19 protein-coding genes are annotated in these 18,137 nt (G+C 63.4%); 13 read left to right on the forward strand and 6 right to left on the reverse strand.

What is annotated here, in order from left to right; all coding sequences use genetic code 11:
• Positions 1-369: 369 nt before the first annotated feature.
• Together GXP34_06690 and GXP34_06695 are read right to left on the reverse strand one after the other, a co-directional pair.
• On the reverse strand, positions 370-738 hold the full coding sequence (locus GXP34_06690) for a hypothetical protein (GenBank protein NOY55659.1): 369 nt from the start codon (positions 736-738) through the stop codon (positions 370-372).
• A 131-nt stretch (positions 739-869) separates the two neighbouring features.
• Positions 870-1,184: a hypothetical protein gene (locus GXP34_06695; GenBank protein ID NOY55660.1), complete on the reverse strand. Its 315-nt coding sequence runs from the start codon at positions 1,182-1,184 to the stop codon at positions 870-872.
• A 197-nt stretch (positions 1,185-1,381) separates the two neighbouring features.
• On the opposite strand from GXP34_06695, the gene GXP34_06700 reads away from it, so the two are divergent.
• The 11 genes from GXP34_06700 to GXP34_06750 all read left to right on the forward strand — a co-directional run bounded on the left by GXP34_06700 (position 1,382) and on the right by GXP34_06750 (position 12,773).
• Positions 1,382-1,861, forward strand: coding sequence for a sigma-70 family RNA polymerase sigma factor (locus tag GXP34_06700; protein ID NOY55661.1), 480 nt, complete (start codon positions 1,382-1,384; stop codon positions 1,859-1,861).
• Positions 1,858-2,709, forward strand: coding sequence for a hypothetical protein (locus tag GXP34_06705; GenBank protein NOY55662.1), 852 nt, complete (start codon positions 1,858-1,860; stop codon positions 2,707-2,709). Before GXP34_06700 ends, GXP34_06705 begins: the two co-directional genes overlap by 4 nt.
• A 36-nt stretch (positions 2,710-2,745) precedes the next feature.
• Positions 2,746-3,573 carry a hypothetical protein gene (locus GXP34_06710; protein NOY55663.1) on the forward strand — a complete coding sequence of 276 codons (828 nt, stop codon included), beginning with the start codon at positions 2,746-2,748 and terminating at the stop codon, positions 3,571-3,573.
• Complete coding sequence (locus GXP34_06715) at positions 3,563-4,672, forward strand: hypothetical protein (protein ID NOY55664.1); 1,110 nt, start codon at positions 3,563-3,565, stop codon at positions 4,670-4,672. Before GXP34_06710 ends, GXP34_06715 begins: the two co-directional genes overlap by 11 nt.
• Positions 4,669-5,340 carry an ABC transporter ATP-binding protein gene (locus GXP34_06720; GenBank protein NOY55665.1) on the forward strand — a complete coding sequence of 224 codons (672 nt, stop codon included), beginning with the start codon at positions 4,669-4,671 and terminating at the stop codon, positions 5,338-5,340. Before GXP34_06715 ends, GXP34_06720 begins: the two co-directional genes overlap by 4 nt.
• Positions 5,341-5,390: 50 nt before the next feature.
• Complete coding sequence (locus GXP34_06725) at positions 5,391-6,536, forward strand: ABC transporter permease (GenBank protein ID NOY55666.1); 1,146 nt, start codon at positions 5,391-5,393, stop codon at positions 6,534-6,536.
• A 1,058-nt stretch (positions 6,537-7,594) separates the two neighbouring features.
• On the forward strand, positions 7,595-8,515 hold the full coding sequence (locus GXP34_06730) for an ABC transporter ATP-binding protein (protein ID NOY55667.1): 921 nt from the start codon (positions 7,595-7,597) through the stop codon (positions 8,513-8,515).
• 17 nt (positions 8,516-8,532) lie between these two features.
• Positions 8,533-9,303: an ABC transporter permease gene (locus GXP34_06735; protein NOY55668.1), complete on the forward strand. Its 771-nt coding sequence runs from the start codon at positions 8,533-8,535 to the stop codon at positions 9,301-9,303.
• Positions 9,303-10,115, forward strand: a complete 813-nt coding sequence (locus GXP34_06740) for an ABC transporter permease (GenBank protein ID NOY55669.1) — start codon at positions 9,303-9,305, stop codon at positions 10,113-10,115. The genes GXP34_06735 and GXP34_06740 overlap by 1 nt, the downstream gene beginning before the upstream one ends.
• Before the next feature lie 1,667 nt (positions 10,116-11,782).
• Entirely contained in the window at positions 11,783-12,079 is a 297-nt protein-coding gene (locus tag GXP34_06745; GenBank protein NOY55670.1) for a winged helix-turn-helix transcriptional regulator, read from the forward strand.
• 1 nt (position 12,080) lies between these two features.
• Entirely contained in the window at positions 12,081-12,773 is a 693-nt protein-coding gene (locus GXP34_06750; protein NOY55671.1) for a DUF1648 domain-containing protein, read from the forward strand.
• A gap of 479 nt (positions 12,774-13,252) precedes the next feature.
• On the opposite strand, the gene GXP34_06755 is transcribed toward GXP34_06750, so the two are convergent.
• From GXP34_06755 to GXP34_06770, 4 genes are all read right to left on the reverse strand, one after another.
• Entirely contained in the window at positions 13,253-13,603 is a 351-nt protein-coding gene (locus GXP34_06755; protein NOY55672.1) for a hypothetical protein, read from the reverse strand.
• A gap of 315 nt (positions 13,604-13,918) precedes the next feature.
• Positions 13,919-14,872 carry an NAD(P)-dependent alcohol dehydrogenase gene (locus tag GXP34_06760; protein NOY55673.1) on the reverse strand — a complete coding sequence of 318 codons (954 nt, stop codon included), beginning with the start codon at positions 14,870-14,872 and terminating at the stop codon, positions 13,919-13,921.
• 178 nt (positions 14,873-15,050) lie between these two features.
• Positions 15,051-15,434 (reverse strand): hypothetical protein, encoded by a 384-nt coding sequence (locus tag GXP34_06765; GenBank protein ID NOY55674.1) that lies wholly within the window; start codon positions 15,432-15,434, stop codon positions 15,051-15,053.
• A gap of 13 nt (positions 15,435-15,447) precedes the next feature.
• Positions 15,448-15,954 (reverse strand): hypothetical protein, encoded by a 507-nt coding sequence (locus GXP34_06770; protein ID NOY55675.1) that lies wholly within the window; start codon positions 15,952-15,954, stop codon positions 15,448-15,450.
• Positions 15,955-16,305: 351 nt separating this feature from the next.
• Between GXP34_06770 and GXP34_06775 the strand changes: the two genes are divergently transcribed.
• Together GXP34_06775 and GXP34_06780 are read left to right on the forward strand one after the other, a co-directional pair.
• Positions 16,306-16,782 (forward strand): NUDIX domain-containing protein, encoded by a 477-nt coding sequence (locus GXP34_06775; protein NOY55676.1) that lies wholly within the window; start codon positions 16,306-16,308, stop codon positions 16,780-16,782.
• A gap of 162 nt (positions 16,783-16,944) precedes the next feature.
• Complete coding sequence (locus GXP34_06780; GenBank protein NOY55677.1) at positions 16,945-18,027, forward strand: hypothetical protein; 1,083 nt, start codon at positions 16,945-16,947, stop codon at positions 18,025-18,027.
• Positions 18,028-18,137 lie beyond the last annotated feature (110 nt).

Raw genomic sequence — 18,137 nt, forward strand, 5'->3', positions numbered from 1 at the left:
ACGACGAGAGGCAGAAACCCAGACCGCACAGGGCCTATCACCCGAACCGCCGGGTCCCGCAGGCGCGCGAAACTGCCTTTGGAAGCCTTCACACGGCAGAGGTCACTGGTTCGATCCCAGTATCGCCCACGACCGGGATCCCTTGTGGTTGTTGGGTTCTGTGGCGTCTGGGGTTGGTCTTCGGAAATGCAGGAATAGGCGCAGGGACGCGAATAGGACGCGTTCCGGTCGAGACTCTGGCTGGTCTGGATCGATCTTCGATGCACGCGAGCCGGACTCGACAAACAGACCGCCCAGCCATGGCAGGCCGCACGTGGGGCGTACGCTCCGACTCATGCGGTCTGCCCACTCTGACAGCCACGTTCCGCCCTATCCGTTGGAACACCAGATGAGACCTTGACCGGGTTCCAAGCCGCCAAAGGGCCGCCCATGTTCATCGATAAGCACCCACACGTCCCCTGCTCGAATCGCGTCTGCCGCCGCGCGCTGGTCATCCGTGCCCATGAGGTCTTTGGCCGCGTCCACGACCTTCTTGGCGTTCCAGTCGATACTTGGTGATCCGATCAGCGAACCCGTCATAGTGGTCCACTGACCGTCGCAGTCCAGCCTGGCCACCAGCTCGTCGGTGCTGGCGAATGCCTGACCTCGGATGTCGTCAGCGGTCAGGGTGGGAGATGAACACGCCGTCACCACAAGGACCACTCCGAGACCCACGGCGAGGAGCCGTCGAGTTCTCAATGCGCCACCTCCACCAAATCGAATGCGACGACCACCTCCGCTCCGGTCGCGAACACTGCAACCGGAGCTGATCTGTTGGCGATCAGCGAAAGTCGCAGTGGCGGTTGCGCCGTGTCCACGTTGTGTCCACATTAGATGCGGCCCCGGGACGGGTTGAGAGTGTCGGCGGCGTTGCGGTCGAGGCCTTCGTAGAGGTGCCCGTAGACGTCGAGGGCAGTTGTTGGTGTGTCCGAGCCGGGAGGCGATGACGGCGGGGTGGGTGTCCTCGGCGAAGAGGAGGGCGACGTGGCTGTCGGTGTCGAAGGCGATGAGTTCCCCGAGCGACAGCCGGTGTAGGCGGCGGTGGTGACGAGGGCCTTGTATCTGGGACGGATCCTGTCGGCGAGCTGGCGCAGAGCTCCGGTTCCGGAGCGGGGGTGGGTGCGCGGTATCGTTCCATGTGTCACTTGGGCGTCCTTTGTCGCCTCGGCTGTGGGGGACGTCGGCACAGCGTGCTGCAGGGCAGCCCATGTAGCTCGACGGCCAGACCTGTCGGCGCGCATCAGCTGTCTCATCTGTGCCAGGGTGATTGGTGACACTCGTCCCAGCTACCGATGGAACCGTCGCCCGCTCTCGTGTGTCTCTTAGGTGGATGAAGGAGCTGATGGAACGTCCAGACCCGCTGATCATACATCCGGTGGATTTCGGCACGTTCTATCGCGTGACGTGGGAACGGGTGTATCGGCCGCTGGCGGTGACGCTCGGAGACCACGAACTCGCACGTGAGTCGGTTGATGAGGCGATGGTGCGCGCTTTCCAGAAGTGGTCGAAGGTTCGCGGGTACAACAACCCGGTGGGGTGGGTGTATCGGGTGGCGTTGAACTACGCACGGAACCGGCTTCGGCGGAGGTGGCGTGAGGTGCCATGGGGTTCGGTTGAGCCGACTTGGGAGATGAAGACTCCGGACTTTGATCTCGTGGAGGCGTTGCAGAAGCTGCCGTTGCGCCAACGCGAGGTCGTTGTGCTGCGTTTTCTCTTCGACTGGTCGGTCAGCGAGGTGGGGGAGGCCCTGGACATCCCGGATGGGACTGTGAAGAGCCGCCTTCATAGGGCGGTGGCCGTGTTGCGGGAGGTGATGCAGTGAGCATCGAGAACAGGATTCGGACTGGGCTGGAAGCTGCGGTTTGCACGGTGCCGGCTGCCACTCCCGCGCCGCTCGATGCCGTGGAGAGGCGTGGGCGCCGGCGCCTAGTCGTCACACGTGTTGGTCTGGTTGCTGCCGGCGTCGCTGTTGTTGCATCGATGGTGGGAACTTCGATCGCGATCGGGAGGATCGGCTATGTACCGTATGTGGCCGAGCCTACGGCTTCGTCGCTGACAACCACACCCGTAGCTGACGGCACCGTTCTGGTCGCCGGGGACGAGTTCCGTGTCGAGGGGTTGGTGGAGGCCTTTTCAGAGGTGCCGATGTACTTTGGCCAAGCGTCGCCGTCGCCGCGTTTCGACACTTCCCTGCTTGGTGAGGAGCAGCCGCTGGTGTTCGGTGAGGTCAAGGTTGCCGACGCCGATGTGCTCGATGGGCCAACTGTCTACGTGGGTGAGGTTGACAACGAGTCGGTCTTTGTGAACTCGCAGCCCTCCAACACTGGCGTGGTGAAATGCCTGTGGATCGGACCGACTCCTCAATTCTGCGGTGATTGGGGGGCGTTCGAACTGTCCGCTGCTCCCGCCCGTGGGGGACCCGTGTATGGGGTGTGGCTGGGCGTACCGGACGGCACCAGTGTGGTCGTGCTTCGTGACGGCGGCACTCTGCTTGCGTGGCAACGGCCCGTTGGTGACGTCACGCTGGTTGCGCTGCCCGGTTTGGGCGTCTACGAGCTGGCGGCTCTCGACGAAGTAGGAGGCGAGATCGAAGTGATCGACATCGAGGCCACCTCTCTTGATGATCAGGGTGCGACCAGCCCCGGTGATCCAACCACGACGCTGCCATGAGGCGGGACGAGCCTGATTCGAGGAAAGGAATCGACCGTGAAGAACGCACTGGGCCTGGTTGCTCTGCTGGCGATGGTCTCGTTTCTTGGAGGTTGCAGCGGTGACACCACTGTCGTAGACCATTCCGACGAACAGCTCCTCGAGGTGTACCTTCCATGGGCCGATCCGCAAGAGACCGATCGCCTCGAGGGGGAGTTCCACGCGCGCGTCGAGGACCTAATCGCGGCGTGCATGCAGGACGCCGGCCTCGAGTACGTGCCGGTTCCGCTCGAAGCGGTGAGTTACGGGCCTGGTAGGGGTATAAGCCGCTCTGAACACGCCCGCCGATTCGGATTCGGTATCTCGACAAACGACCAGCAATTCGCAGCGTTTGTTGCTTCCACCGCCTCGGTAGGTGATCCGAACCAGACGTACGAGGAGTCATTGTCGACCGAGCGGAAGATCGCGTATTCAGAGCAACACGCCAGGTGCACGGAACAGGCGTACAGGGTGGTCCCCCAACGGGCCGACCAATTCAAGAAGGCAGTCGATGATCTCGTCAACCGCGTCAAAGCCGATCCGGCGGTGATTGAAGCCGAGGCGGAGTGGGTGGCCTGTGTCAGGTCGGACGACGAAGCGCTCCCACAGTTCTCGTCGCTGGACCAGCTCACAAGCTGGTTCTGGAAGGAATCGGAGCGGCTCAAAGATCGACCAAGCGAGCTGGCTCGGTTGCAGGACATGGAGCGGAAGGTTGCTCTGCGCCATCTCGAGTGTGAACCACGGTTGGTGGCGGTGATGAGGGATGTGGGAGCCCGATACCAGTCTGAGGTTGCCGCCGACTACCGCGGCCTGTTCGATCGCCAGAGGGCGTTCCTTGACTCCTAGACGCGTCGTTCGTCACGTGCTCCTCCTGGTGGCGGTCGTCGGGTTCGCGCTCGGGACCACCCTGCTGGTCAACCGCTTGGTGGCGCCAGAAGAGCTCGAGGAATTGCTCGCGCCGGTGAAGTCTCCGCCAGTGACCGTCGAGGTGGAGCGGCGGGTCATCGCGACGACCCTGGTCGGCCGAGGCCTGGTCGGCTACGAAGACGAGGACACCATCGTGCTGTCAGCGATACCTGGCCTCGATGGATCGACACCGCTGCTGACTTGGCTACCTGGACGCTCCAGCGAACTTCATGCCGGCGGTGTGCTCGCCGAGGTCGCGTATCGGCCGGTGATCCTTCTCGAAGGGGATGCGCCGCTGGTTCGGGACCTGATGCTGGGCGACCGCGGTCCTGACGTTGCGATGCTTCAGCGCGCTCTCGTAGGCGTCGGGCTGCTCGCGGAATTCGACGTCGACGAGGTGTTCGGGCAGGTCACGAGCACGGCTGTGGCTGCCCTGTACAAAGCTGCAGGCTATCCGGCACCCAGACTGGCCAACAACTCTTACGCGCCGGTGGCCGAACTTCATCTGGTAACAGCGCTTCCCGTCGTTGTGCGTGAGTCGATGGCGAGCGTGGGAGATGCAATTGCTCCAGGCTCTCCGATCATGACCGTGTCATCGCCAGCTGCTCATCTGGTAGTAGGCCTGTCGAGCTTTGAGGCTGCCCTACTCACCGGTGGCGAGACCGCCCAGATCGTCGACGATGCCACTGGCAACATCACCGTTGGTCGCATCCTGCATGTGGGAACGGTGTCCGATCCCGAGGTAGGAGGGGTCCCGGTCATCGTGAGCTTGGACGGTGTGCTCCCCGATGACCGGGACTACAAAGTCACGATCGAGGTTCAGACGACTGGACAACCGGTGCTTGCCGTACCGGAAACCGCCCTCTACCTCGGCAGCGGCGACTCCCCCTACGTGTTACGGACAACTGACGAGAGTGGCTCCGAACCCATCCCTGTAGAGGTTGGCATCGTCGGATCCGACGGATATGCACAGATCACGCCCGCAGCCGCTACCCGCCTCGTCGCCGGTGACCATGTCGTAGTGGGGGCCGCGTCATGAGCCTCGTGGCTGAATCCGTACGCGTGACATACCCGGGCCCTCCGCCAGTGGAAGCGGTCCACGGCGTGTCTCTCAGGGTCGATCCTGCCGAGTTCGTTACCATCATCGGACCGTCGGGATCCGGCAAGAGTTCACTCCTCCACGTCCTCGGTGCCCTGATGGCGCCTTCCCTGGGTCGGGTACTCATAGACGGTGTCGATGTCGGTGCCTTGTCCGAGCGAGCTCGCAACTCCCTGCGTGCCCACCGGCTCGGGTTCGTCTTCCAGGAGTTCCATCTCATCGATCATCGCACTGTGCTTGACAATGTTGCGGTCGGCTCCCTGTACCAGCGACGCTCACTCCGCCGTCGACGCCGCGATGCTCTCGATGTGATCCACGAGGTCGGCCTCGACCGCTTCGCTCACACAACACCGCGCAACCTCTCGGGTGGGGAACGCCAGCGTGTTGGGATCGCCCGGGCACTCATCGGCAAGCCCTCGATCCTTCTTTGCGACGAACCTACCGGAAACCTGGACTCGGCCACCACAACCGCCGTTGTCTCGCTGCTCGACCGACTAAGAAGGGACAGCTCCCTCAGCGTCATCGTGGTCACCCACGATCTCACCGTGCAGCAGGCTTCGGATCGATCGATCTGGCTGCGTGATGGCACCGGGATCGCACAGCCATGACCAGACTCGCGCGGTCAGGCATGACCGCTGGCAGCTTGCTGTTCGAAACTATGGCAGGTCTCACAGGTCGCCCTGTGCGCTCCGCCATCACCACACTGGGAATCGCCGTTGGGCTCGCCGCCCTCGTTGCTTCAATCGGGATCTCTCAATCGGCCGGTGCGCAGATCGTCACTAGATTCTACAAAGCACAGGCCCCCTATCTCACAGCAATCGGGGCGGAGAACGCGACGCTGACTCTCCCAAACGGGACAATCGATGCACTCCGTCGTCGTCCCGGCGTCGTCGGAGCTGATAGCGTCACTCTGCATGGTGACAACCTGATCGCACGAGCCCGAGCACCCCAGGGCACACAGGCTGCCGTGGCAATCACGGTATCGCTGCTCGGAGCTGGACCCAGCTTCTTCGAGACAACCAACGCTGAGATTGGTACAGGCCGCTCTTTCGACGAAGGACACGTGCTTGGACACGCCCCGGTGGCCGTCATCGGAATCGGTGTTGCGCGACGACTGGGAATCGACACCATTGTTGGACAGCCAGTGGTCTTCGTCAATGGCCACCAGCTGCTCGTCATCGGGATCCTCGACGACACAGCATTCTTCACCCAGACGCTGGATGCCATCGTGATCCCGTACACCACGGCAGTAGATCTCTTCGGCGACCCGCAGAACACGTCCGTGCTCGTCACGACCAAACGAGGCAGCACTTACGCCATCGCCCGCGATCTCCCATACCTCCTCCAACCCCTTCGACCCGAGGACATCAACGTCGCCGTACCGCCTCCACCTCCAGATGTAGCGGAGGCCGTCAGCAGCGACCTCGACACACTCGCTCTTACCCTCGCCGGTGTCGGCACAGTCGTTGCCGCGATAAGTGTCACCGCAATCATGACCATCACCGTTGTCGAACGCACGGCCGAGATAGGCCTCCGCCGGGCCTTCGGCGCTTCACGCCTCGACATCGCAACCCAGTTCCTTCTTGAGAGCCTCGCCATGGGCGCCATCGGAGGAACCGCAGGTGCCACCCTCGGAATCGTTCTCATCCACGGAGCGGCCAACCTACGCAACTGGGTCCCGGTCCTCGATGCCGGTGTCCCCTACCTCGCTGTCACCCTCGGCGCCTTCATCGGTCTTCTCGCCGGCACCTACCCTGCCGTCAGGGCCGCCAACATCCCACCCACCAGAAGCCTCCGAGGCTGAATCTGGACGACGGGCTGCAGCCGATAACCAACTCCGATCACCCGTGCGGCACAAAGGTGAGCGCGTGTGGAAGCCGAGCCGAGCGGCACTTCGAGCTCTTACCAGCAGAGCTCCACGATGAGCACCTCCAGGGTGACCTGTGCTGCGTATTTCCGCGACGTGGGCCGCGGCTCGACCGCGAGAGGGCGAGAAACGATGAGAGTCAACGCGATCCTGTAGGCACTGAAAGACCAAGGGGCGACCGATGATTCGCCTGGCTACGAGCGCGCGAGCTCCCCCGGGAGCTGACTACGGATCAGAAGGTTGGGGGTTCGAGTCCCTCCGGGCATGCCACGGCACGGGCGAAGCTCGGGTTCGACGGCGGCTTCTTCATGGCGGAAAGACTCGGTGTGGGCGAGGAGCCGGTCGCTGATCTCGGCTCTGGTGCCGGCCTGAGCGATATCGGGGTCGATCGGCTCGTATGGCTTTCTCGAATGGGTCTCAATCCAGCTGGTTGGTGTCCCATTCACGCGGAGCTGACCGATGTTGGATCCGCGACCACACCGCGTCCACATGACACTGGGAAACGGCGAGAAACGGCGAGAAACGATGAAAGACGAGAACCCGCATGGTGCAAGGGAAAACGACACAACAACCCGATCCTGTGGAGGCGCGAGCAGGCGGCCAGAGACCTTCACACGGCAGAGGTCACCAGTTTGAAACCAGTATCGTTCACCATGCGGAACCGCCCGAGGTTGGGCGGGTCCACCCACGTTTACTGGCGTTGTCACGAGCCGACAGATCTCACTGGAAGTGATTGCCGCTGGAAACGAAAGCCAACATGAGGCCCATTCCTGACTCATAGCGTCGGCCTCTCGGGGGGCTCTGCCGTCATTGTCTGGCGGCTTTGTGGCGGTGCTAGCATTTTGTGGCAGGTCACCGAGGGATCCCCAAGAGGGTCTGATCCGAGGTTTCGACCGCGAACATCAAGATATGGAAAACATGATGGTGCAATCTTGGGAGGGGACATCGTGACCGGTGAGAGTGCACAGACGGACTGGACGTTTCGTGTCCGCAACGTGACCAAGGTATTCGGGGACCTGCGAGCGAACGACGGGATCACGTTGGAGGTCCATCCGGGTGAGGTGTACGGGTTGCTCGGACCCAACGGGGCCGGCAAGACCACGCTCGTCAAGCAGATCATCGGTTTGCTGAAGCCCACTTCCGGGGAGTTGACGCTCGGTCCGTACGATCTCGTCGAGGACCCGGACGCCGCCCGCCAACTCTGCTCCTACCTGCCGCAGGCCCAAATGCCGATCGACTCGTTCAAGACCAGGAACGTGATCGCGCTGACCGGAATGATCCGTGGCGGTGATTCCGTGACGGTGCGGAAACGGGCCGACGAACTCATCGAGGAGCTCGATATCGGTGAGTGGGCCGACACGATCGGGGCCAAGCTCTCAGGTGGTGTGAAGCGGCTCGTCGGGTTCGCCATGGTGACGGCCTGGCCGGGCCGGGTGGTCATCATCGACGAACCGACCAACGACGTGGATCCGCGTCGCCGCCGGTTGCTGTGGGAACAGATCCGCCGGCTCGGTGATCAGGGCGCGGCGGTGTTGCTGGTGACCCACAACGTACTCGAGGCAGAGAAGTCGGTCGATCGTCTGGCGATCATCGACGAGGGTCGCCTGATCGCGGAGGGCACGCCTTCGTCGCTGAAGTCGGAGGACCGCGGTCGTATGCGGCTGCAGTTGATGATTGTGCCGGGCCGAGAAACTCCGGAGATGCCGGTGTTCATCGAGGACCACACCAGGGTCGGCAACAACGTGATGACTGTCCTGGCCGAGACCGACTCGGCGCATGCGATCGGTTGGGCACAGGAGCTGATCGGTCTGGGCATCGCCGAGGAGTACGCCCTGGCGGCCACGACTCTCGAGGACGTGTACATCCGGCTGACCGGCCATACCTCCGAGGACCTCCACGCGAAAGCCCGGGCGTGACCGCGCAGCAGGCAAGCGTGGCAAGATCCGTCCCGGTGCGTTCCGGGCTTGGCCGCTGGGTGCAGAGCTATCTGATGATGACTCGCTGGGAGATCGGCAGCCTGCGGCGCGAATTCCCACTGATCATCGCTCTCCAGATCGTGATCGGTGGCGGCTTCGCCCTCGGGATCGGCCTCTTCTTCGACCGGATGCCGGCACGCAACGCCCTCTTCCTTTCCACCGGGGTGGCGGTTGTGACGTTGATCACCGTCGGGATGGTTCTCGGGCCGCAACTCGTCAGCAATCAGAAAGTGGCCGGAACCTACGACTTTCTTTGGTCGCTGCCGGTGCCTCGCACCACACAGGCGGCCGCCTGGCTGACCGTCAATACCATCATCGCCATACCGGGCATGGTGGTGGCGCTGGTCATCGCCGACGCGAGGTACGACCTGTCGCTCCATGTCTCGGCGGCGATCGTTCCGGCGGTGCTGCTGACCATCGGCACGGCCACCCTGATCGGGTACGCGTTTGCCCATGCCATTTCGAAGCCGATGGTCACCATGATGATCACCCAGTTGCTGGTCTTCACCATTCTCGGGTTCTCACCCATCAACTTCCCACCGGAGAACCTTCCCGGCTGGCTGGCAACGGTGAACGAATGGCTGCCCTTCGAGCACATGGCGGCGGTGGTCCGTGCGGCGCTGACCGACGGCCTCGTGGTCGATGTAGTGCGCTCCTACCTCATTCTCGGCATCTACGCCGCTCTGTCGACGATGGTGGCCGCCTGGGTGATCGGAAGGAGGCGCTGATGGCAAGCCGCGACCTGACCGTGACCTCAACGGGCGTTCCTACCGTTGACTCCTTGACGGTGACGACCGGCCTTCGTCGCTGGTTGCGCAGCTACATGATGATGTTGCGGTTCGACGTGCGCGGGCTCGGGCAGTGGCTGGCCTTCGGGTTCTTGATACAGATCCTGATGGGCGCCGGGTTGGCCGTCATGTACGGGTTCTATCTGGGAGATGTGACGCCGGTGGTCGGTACCTTCATGGCGAGCGGGGTACCGGCGATCGCCCTCATCCCGATCGGGTTCGTCATGATCCCCAACATGGTGGCCGAGCAGCGCATCTCGCAAACCTACGATTTCCTTTGGTCGCTGCCGGTTCCCAGGATGGCGGCCGCGGCATCGACCTTTACCGTCTTCACCCTGATGGCTCTGCCCGGCGTGGCGGTCGCGATGGGCGTCGGGGCCTGGAACTACGGGGTGCGGCTCTCCGTGTCGCCCATGATCGTCCCGGCGGTGCTGCTCACCTCCCTCATGGCCACATCGGTCGGTTTCGGTATGGCCCACGGTGTCAAGAACCCGGTTGCGGTCAACTTTCTGGCCAACATGATCGTGTTCTTCGTGCTGCTGTTTACGCCGATCGTCGTGCCGATCTCCCAATTCCCGGACTGGTTGGCTTCGATCCACCGCGTTCTGCCCTTCTACCACATGGCGCAGGTGATCAGGGATGCGCTCACCAACGGTCTCGTGGCCGATGTCGGGTTGAGTTACCTGGTGTTGGGTGCCTGGACGATCCTCGGGTGGCTCGCTACCGCCTGGGTGGTCGGACGACGCGGTTGAGGCGCCGACGGGTGGGGCTGCCGTCGGGAGCGCCCCATCCTGGAGTCACGGTCGACATCCGGAATGCATGTGGAAGCCGACGGCGTTCGCTTCACCATCTACGCCGACCATTATCGGCCCACGACTCCCGACGAGCGACAAGCACGGCTCCTCCGGGCGGGTCCTCACCGGCCACGTCTCGACGGGGCACATAGAGGCCGGGTGCGTCGATTCGTGTACCCGGGCGATCTTGTCGGGCGACTCTGCCCGCCCTTCGGGACAGACAGCGTAGAGGTGCCCCATGCCGTGCGCGGTGAGCGATCTTGACCCGAGAAACGGCGTTGGTCCGGACATCTTCGCGGTCGTCGGCAAGGTAGAGCTCCAGGGACCTACGAGCTACGCGCAGCCGGTTGCGCGACGTCAACACTCGGTGGCGTCTTTGTCTCCGGCGAACTCCGTGGTTGCTTCTCTGCAACGGAGCCGACGGTCTCCTCGATCAGGCTCTCGGCGGCACAGCTGCTGCACAACGCCTCGTCCTCGGTGAGGATGACTGTGGCAGCGCCGCATCGGGTGCAAGGCAGATACGTCATGAGGTCACCTCCGTGCGCCAAGGAGAATGTACAGGTGGGGGAGTCGACCCGAAGAGACCCTTACCGCCCGGGCGGCCTGTTTGAGTGCCGACCCAATGCCCATCATGTCGGACGTGCTGCAAGTCGAGCGCCGATGATCGGCGCCGATCCGGGTCGTGCGGAAGGAGTGGTGGTGGACGACTTTGCTCATGGTATGAAGATCGGCGGACGCCGGATCGGCCTGGAGAATGGTTCGCGACACGTACGGGTGGACTAGTACGCAAAAGGCGTTTTGAAGTGGGCCTTTCACAAGGCGAGAAGGGTGTATCCGACATCGAAGACCGTGAGAGCTGCGATCGCTCGACTTTCGGGTGGTCGAGGATCCCTGACCGCCTGGCCCTCGGTCCGGAACCGTGCCCTCCGCCGAGAACGGTGCGAATTCGCTCTGCTCGTCGGGGATCGCCTGCCCCCGGAGAACACTCTTGGCAGATTCCTGTCTTGCCCTGTGCACGCCGAGGTAGAGGTGGTCGTAGACCGTGAGGGTCTCGGCGAGTTGCGCCGCGCCGGCCGCGCATACGAGGATTCCGGCGAGTCGCCGGCCGGCCACATCGCAGCGTTCGTGCTCACACCAATGGGCCGTTGGCATGGTCATGTCCGACCCGGCGACTCCAGAGCCGCCACGTCCACCAGGTATGTGGCAGCGACCCCGGTTGTTCGCCTCGATGTCGGCTTCGGCCAGGCCGGTCGGGGATCAGCAGCTCGTGACCTCCATCGACATCGAGCCCGACGTCGTGAACGAGACGCGGCGGCTTCTCGCCGACACTATGGCGACGTCCGGGTGCGTTGTCGTGATGGCATGGAGGGCGCTCTCGATCGCGAGTCGTCCGATCGTGTGATCGCCACGGCCGGTTGCCCTGACATGTCGTAGTGCCGGGCGGAGCAACTCGCTTCTGGCGGGATGATGCTCGATCCTTCTCGCCAGGGAGGAGCGGGCGTGACGTCTCTCGCCCGTCCGCATGCGACCGGTTCGGGGGAGCGAAGGTCTGTTTCTTCGCGTTGGTGGTGTCATCGTGATAGTATTTCGGTAGTTACCGAAATGGGTTGAATGTGGTGATGAACATCAATCGAACCTTGCGGGCTCTTTCGGATCCGACGAGAAGGCGGATTCTGGATCTTCTCAAGGACGGCGACTTGACGGCCGGTGAGCTCGCGGACCATTTCGATCTGGCGAAGTCGACGATGTCCGGCCACTTCGGTGTGCTTCGGGATGCGGGATTGATCGTTTCGGAACGGAATCGCAACATGGTGGTGTACTCGATCAACACGGGTGTGTTCGAGGACGCGGCGGCTGCGGTGATCGCCTTGTTCGAGACGGGATCCGACGATCGACACCGCGAGATACCAAGGGAGGGCTGAGATGTCTACACGCGCCAACAAGTGGGAGTATGTGCAGCTTGGTGTGATCGCCGCCATGTTCGTCTGGGCGGCGGTCGAGTGGTCTGCGTTGCCTGATCGTATCCCGGTGCATTGGAATGCCGCCGGGGTGGTGGACGGTTACGCGGGGAAGTTCGTCGGGCTGTTGTTGCCTCCTGTGGTCACCTTGGCGGTGTATCTGGCATTGCGTTACCTTCCTCGCATCGACCCGGTCCGTGCCAATTACGCGAGTTTCGCCGGGACCTACCTGCTGGTGCGCACAGTCGTGGTCGTCTCGATGGCGTTCAGTTTCGTGGTGGCCGTTGTGGCGATCGCCAACGAGGGGGCCGTGCCGAAGGATCGCCTGGAGGTAGGTGCGGTGGCGGTCCTGTTCGTGATCCTGGGCGGCGCGATGGGCAAGTTCCGGCCGAACTGGTTCGTGGGCATCCGGACACCGTGGACGCTGAGTTCGAAGGTGTCGTGGGTCAAGACGCATCGGGTGGGGGGCCGCGTGTTCGTCGGCGTCGGCCTGGCCACCCTTGTTGTCGCTCTCATCAGCGGGAAAGCCGCCCTCTACACGTTGGTCGCCTTGACAGTCGTCGGGATCGTCTACCTGGTCATCTACTCATACATCGTGTGGCGGGACGACCCCGAGAAGGTGCCTGCCCAGGACACCGGTCCCGCAGACGACTCCTGACGCCAGCGAACCGTTCACACAGCCAAAGGTCCCGTTCCGACACCACACACGACGCGCCGCATCGTGGGCGCGGCCACCGGTGGCGGTGCCGGATCGAGAAGTCACCGTTCAGGCCTTCGAAAGGTCGCGAGCACTTGGGAAGGAAGCTCTCGTTCCAACACGATCAGTCGGGCGAATGGGGGCGCGATCGGGAACATGAACGAGTCTGCTCGGCTCGCCGCCCGCCATCGAGGCTATCTGGGGCTCCTCGATCTCGTTGCCGGCGGAGTTTGACCATGGAAGCGTCCTGCACGTGTCGGTCCCGTGGCTCGTCCCCTGGGGTCTTGGGGGTTCTGTTCGGGCTCTCTTCGATGCAGTTGATCGAGTTCACCCCGCGCTCATGGCGGCGATACCCGACGAGTACGCGTTCTCCGTGAGCGGGTGATCCTGAGAGAAGCCCGAGACGGGACGGTGTGGGGTGCATGGCGTCGAGCGCCATTTCAGTCTGCGTCCCCGAACTCGGAAAAGACAACCACTGCCTCGCGGATCACCCCGCCCTCGAGAACGAGGTATTCGGCGGTCCGGACCCGAACGCCGTCGGTCACGTTGACCCCTTCGTAGATGATGGAGGCGTCGTTGGCGCCGTACATCGCCGCGAGCATCACTACGTCCCGCCACTCGATCCCGCTCGCAGAGGCAGCGACGAAAACGTCGGGGTCGGTATAGGTCTCGATCCCCCAATCAAACCGGATCTCGTCGGCAAGACACGCACGCAGCGCCGACAGATCGCCCTCCTGCCAGGAGCGCACGTAACGGGCAATGAGGTGTTCCGTTGCCGTCGCCGAGGGCATATGCCCGAGCGTACCATCGACTGTCGAGGAGTGGTCAGGGTCGATCAGGACCTGCAGAACACCTGGGACGGCGCGACCGACGAGAGGCAAGAAGGCGTTCTCGTCGCATGTCGTTGCCGGCGTCATTTGGGCCCGGCGAACAACGCAGGAGCGCCCAGGACCGGTACAGGACACAAACGCCGGCCTCGGTTCCGGTAGCCGCCGGCAATGGCCGGCACCAGGGTCAGCCGACGGGTGGTTGCCCGGTGGGAACGCCGGATCGATGTCGCGCACCGAGGGCGGCGATTCGCGGCATCGACAGGTTGCCGGGCATCTTCATGTGGTGACGACGATCTTGCCTCGGGTGTGTCCGGTTTCGTAGTGGCGGTGCGCTGCGACGGTCCGGTCGAGAGGGAGCTGGAGTTCGATGACCGATTTCAGCGATCCGGTGGCGGCGAGGTCGACGACGGGTTGAAGATCATCTCGCGGGATGCCGCCGGCCATCATGAAGTGGACCCGTCGCCTGGAGGGTCTGAGCGGGTTCAACGCCATCCCTGCGAGGACACCGGGCCTCGCAACGGTGGTCGAGTAGACGCCTCCAGGTCGCAGCGCCTCTCGGTAGGCGCCGAAGGAACCGACTGCCACCGTATCGAAGATCACGTCGTAGGCGTTTCGGCGGTCGGTCGGGTCGTTCCGCGTGTAGTCGATGACGTCGTCGGCACCCAGCGAGCGGACCAGATCCATGTTGCGTGTGCTGCACACTCCGGTCACTTTGGCGCCGTAGTGGTGGGCGAGCTGCACGGCGAACGTGCCGAGGCCTCCAGATGCTCCCACGATCAGCACCCGGCGGCCTGGCGCGAGGCTTGCGGTGGCGCGCAGGAAGATGAGCGCTCCCGAGCCTGCCCCGGCCAGCGCGGCGGCATCGACGTACCCGATGTGGTCGGGGATCACAGTCATCGCGGTTGGCTCGACACACAGGTATTGGGCGTTGGCACCACCCGAGCGGGAGATTCCCACCACCCGATCGCCGACGCTCAACCCGCCGGCTTCGTCGCCGAGTGCCACGACCTCCCCGGCGAAGTCGAAGCCCAGGATCGAGAGTCTCGGTCGAAAGATCCCCGATAGCATTCGCCCCTTGCGTTGCCCGCTGCGGAAGATCACATCGATCGCGTTGATGGAGGTGGCGTGGATCCGCACCTTGGCGGTACTCGGCCGCGGCGACGGTTCGGGAATCTCGGTCACGTGCAGCACTTCGGGCGGTCCGAACCGTTCATACACGACTGCTTTCATGAGTGGTCTTTCCGCCACGCGGGCGAGGACGTCGCAATCGCGACTCTGCGGAGGATCTGCATGTGAGCGCCTCACTCTCCTTGGTCGGCTCGTGTGTCGTTGATCGACACCCGTTGCGCGCCCGCCCTTCGCCAGAACCGATTGCCGCAAGTTCGGCCGTGACGAGAACTCGGACCTGTCACGCGAGCACTCGCATCCACCAGCCAGGGTCCGTGAAGGTGAGCGTGAGTAGCCCGACGTCGATGAGGACACCCACCGCGATCCACGGGTGCCAGAACGCGACCAGCAAAAGCACCGAGGCCAGCGATCCGACGATGACCAACGGCTTCCACAGTGACCCCAAGCCCGGCACACCCCATGCGGCCAGGCTGAGACTCACGAATGCGACGGCGGCCATGAGGGCAAGCGTCACTCCGACGGCCCGGCGAATCGACGCAGGCAGGAGCCAGGATTCGTCGAGGGTGAATGGATAACTGGGGTCACTGGGGCCTGGTGTCAGATACCCGACCTGGACCAGGCCATGTCCCAACAGGCCCAGTCCGATCAGGATTCGTATGAACATCGTTCTCTTTCCGTCAGTACGTATGCGGCGCACCACGCCGTCTCTGTGGGTGTTTCCCCAGGTCCCAGATCGCCGTGTCATACCGCCGTAAGGAGAGCACCCCTTGCAGCACGGCCAGCACGATATTGGTGAGCAGGTACGGCCATGCGAGGAACGGCAGCACCAGTAGCACCCACAGGACCGATGCGCCGACACCGATGTCCACGTAGGCGCCACGGTTCAGGATGAGGAACCCGATGATGATCTCGAACACGATGACGATGGCCATGAACAGCACGCCGTTGGGTATGAACACGTCCCACATGAAATCTTCGAGGAACGGGAACCAGGCGCCTTGCGCGTATCCGCCCAACTCGTCCTGGTGGGGGAGCGTGTAGGCGGTGTTGAAGCCCGCGGCTGCCAGATAGGCGATGCCGATGCACCCGCGCCAGGTGTTCCAGCCGATCCCGCCGACTCTCCGCTCGTGTCCCCTCGTCGTCATGATCCCCCCGGGTCCCTGTCCCCACTCTTGGCGGTTCACCGCGCTCCGGATGGTCGATCCCGGGCCCGGGCGGTCACTGCCAACCCGGTCTGCCGGTCTCGACCTCTCCGTCGCCGTCACAGCTCTGCACGGTGGTCCGTACGCCGGCAGTGGGGCTGAAAGCCGGTGACGTCCAGCCGCACTCACCACCATCAAGGGCACCGCGAATGTGAGTCGGATGCAACTTCTTGCATCGAAACCCACCCTACCCCGTCGCGTCTTTGCGGGGGGTCGCCTTTCTGATGCCCGAGTCGGTCGGGGAGCTGGGTGATGACGCGCCTATCTCCTGCGCTTTCGTACTGTGATCGACTCCACCGTGTGGAACGGCGCGCTACGGTGTCGGGCATGTCGATGAGAGCCATCCGTCTCGCAGCCAAGGCCGTTATCGTTTCCGACGGGGCCATCTTGCTGACCCGCAACCTGCATCCTGACGATCCGGACGGCGACTTCTACCTGCTGCCGGGTGGGGGACAGCGCCACGGGGAATCGCTGACCGACTGTCTTCGTCGCGAGATCCGCGAAGAAACCGGCTACCCGCTGGTCGTCGGCGATGTGCTCTGGATCAGAGACTACATCGGTGCAAGGCACGAGTTCGCCGAGCACGAACGTGACGTCCACCAGGTCGAAGTGATGTTCTTCTGCTCGATCGATGCGACGGCCGACGTGTCCGAACCGACCGAGCCGGACCCGTGGCAGCTGTCAGTGGATTGGGTGCCGATCGGCGGCCTGTCGGACCTCCGCTTCTTCCCCGCCGCCCTCGTCCCGCACGTCGCCACCCTGGCCGCCCGCGGGCCAGATGGGCCGCACTACCTGGGTGACGTGAACTGACCCGGTCGGAGCTCTCGACCCAGCACGCCGTTCTCCTTCCCGATCGACTCGCGCTGCCGTGCATACTCGGCGCGTTGCACCGGAAGTTCGTCCAGGTAGGTGTCGGCTCGTATCATCTCGGCCCGGCGGCCGCAGTGATATCAGGTGACGCGGCCGAGAACCATGAAATCGCCGATCACATCTACCAGGGGTTGGACCGAGCGCGTACTCGGAGAGTGGTTGCTGCTCGCGTCTGCATCGGCGCTGGTGGTCACTTCGGTCATGCTGGGCAGATGGCCGGTTGTGTCCGTGACCGAGTTCGAAGTGGTGATTCTCCTCTGGGCGTTGTTCGTGGCCATCAAAGGCCTCGAGAACGGCGGTCTCTTGCTGAGGCTGTCTCATCACATCGACAAGGGACGCTTGATACCCCTCAAGTTGGTTGCCGCCACGTTTGTCCTGTCGGCCATTGTGACCAACGATGTTGCGCTGGTTGTCGTTGTGCCGGTCACGCTGTCTCTTGGCATCAAGAAGAAAGGGACTCTTGTGGTGCTGGAGGCGCTCGCGGCGAACGCAGGCTCGGCATTGACGCCGTTCGGGAATCCTCAGAACCTCTTCATCTACTGGTTCTACGACGTTTCGTTGACGGACTTCGTTGCCTCCATCGCTCCACTTGCGTTCTTCTTGCTGGCGCTCCTTCTCATCGGGACGGTGTTCGTGAGAGCCGACACCGGCGTGAAGGTGCGCTCCGACGCGGCCGCAATCGATCCGGCCGTGTTTCTCTATGGCGGCTTTCTGATCGTCGTGATCCTGACCGTGTTGCGCGTTCTGCCCGCAGCAGCCGGCCTGCTCGTGCTGATCTACGCGGCCGTGTTCGATCGGAAGGCACTGCGCGTCGACAACGGCCTGCTCGTCACGTTCGTCTGCCTGGCAGCCTTGGCGAACAACGTCGGTGCGCTGCTGGCAACCGATCTCCGTCATGCCGGGCACACGTTCCTGCTGGCAGCGCTTTCGAGTCAGATCATCGGCAATGTCCCGGCGACGATGCTGATCGCGAAGTTCACAACGCATTGGGAAGCGTTGCTCTGGGGCGTGAGTGTCGGCGGATTCGGGAGTCTCGTGGCCTCGTTCGCGAATCTGATCGCCTACAGGCTGTATGTGGTTGAGGAAGGCAGGAACAGGCGACTCGCTTTCACAGCCCAGTTCATGGGTGTCGGGTTCGTGATGTTTCTTGCAGGAACGGCGCTCTACTTCATCAGACAGGTGTAGTTCGCGGATCGGGCCGGGATGTGCCTGTCTGCGAAGAGAGGGGACGGCGGTTCTCCGGCCGGGACGCCAACGCACCGGCAGTCACGAGAACGAGTGCTCACGAGTCGCGG

The organism is Actinomycetota bacterium, from assembly GCA_013152275.1.
Classification (GTDB): domain Bacteria; phylum Actinomycetota; class Acidimicrobiia; order Spongiisociales; family UBA4744; genus BMS3Bbin01.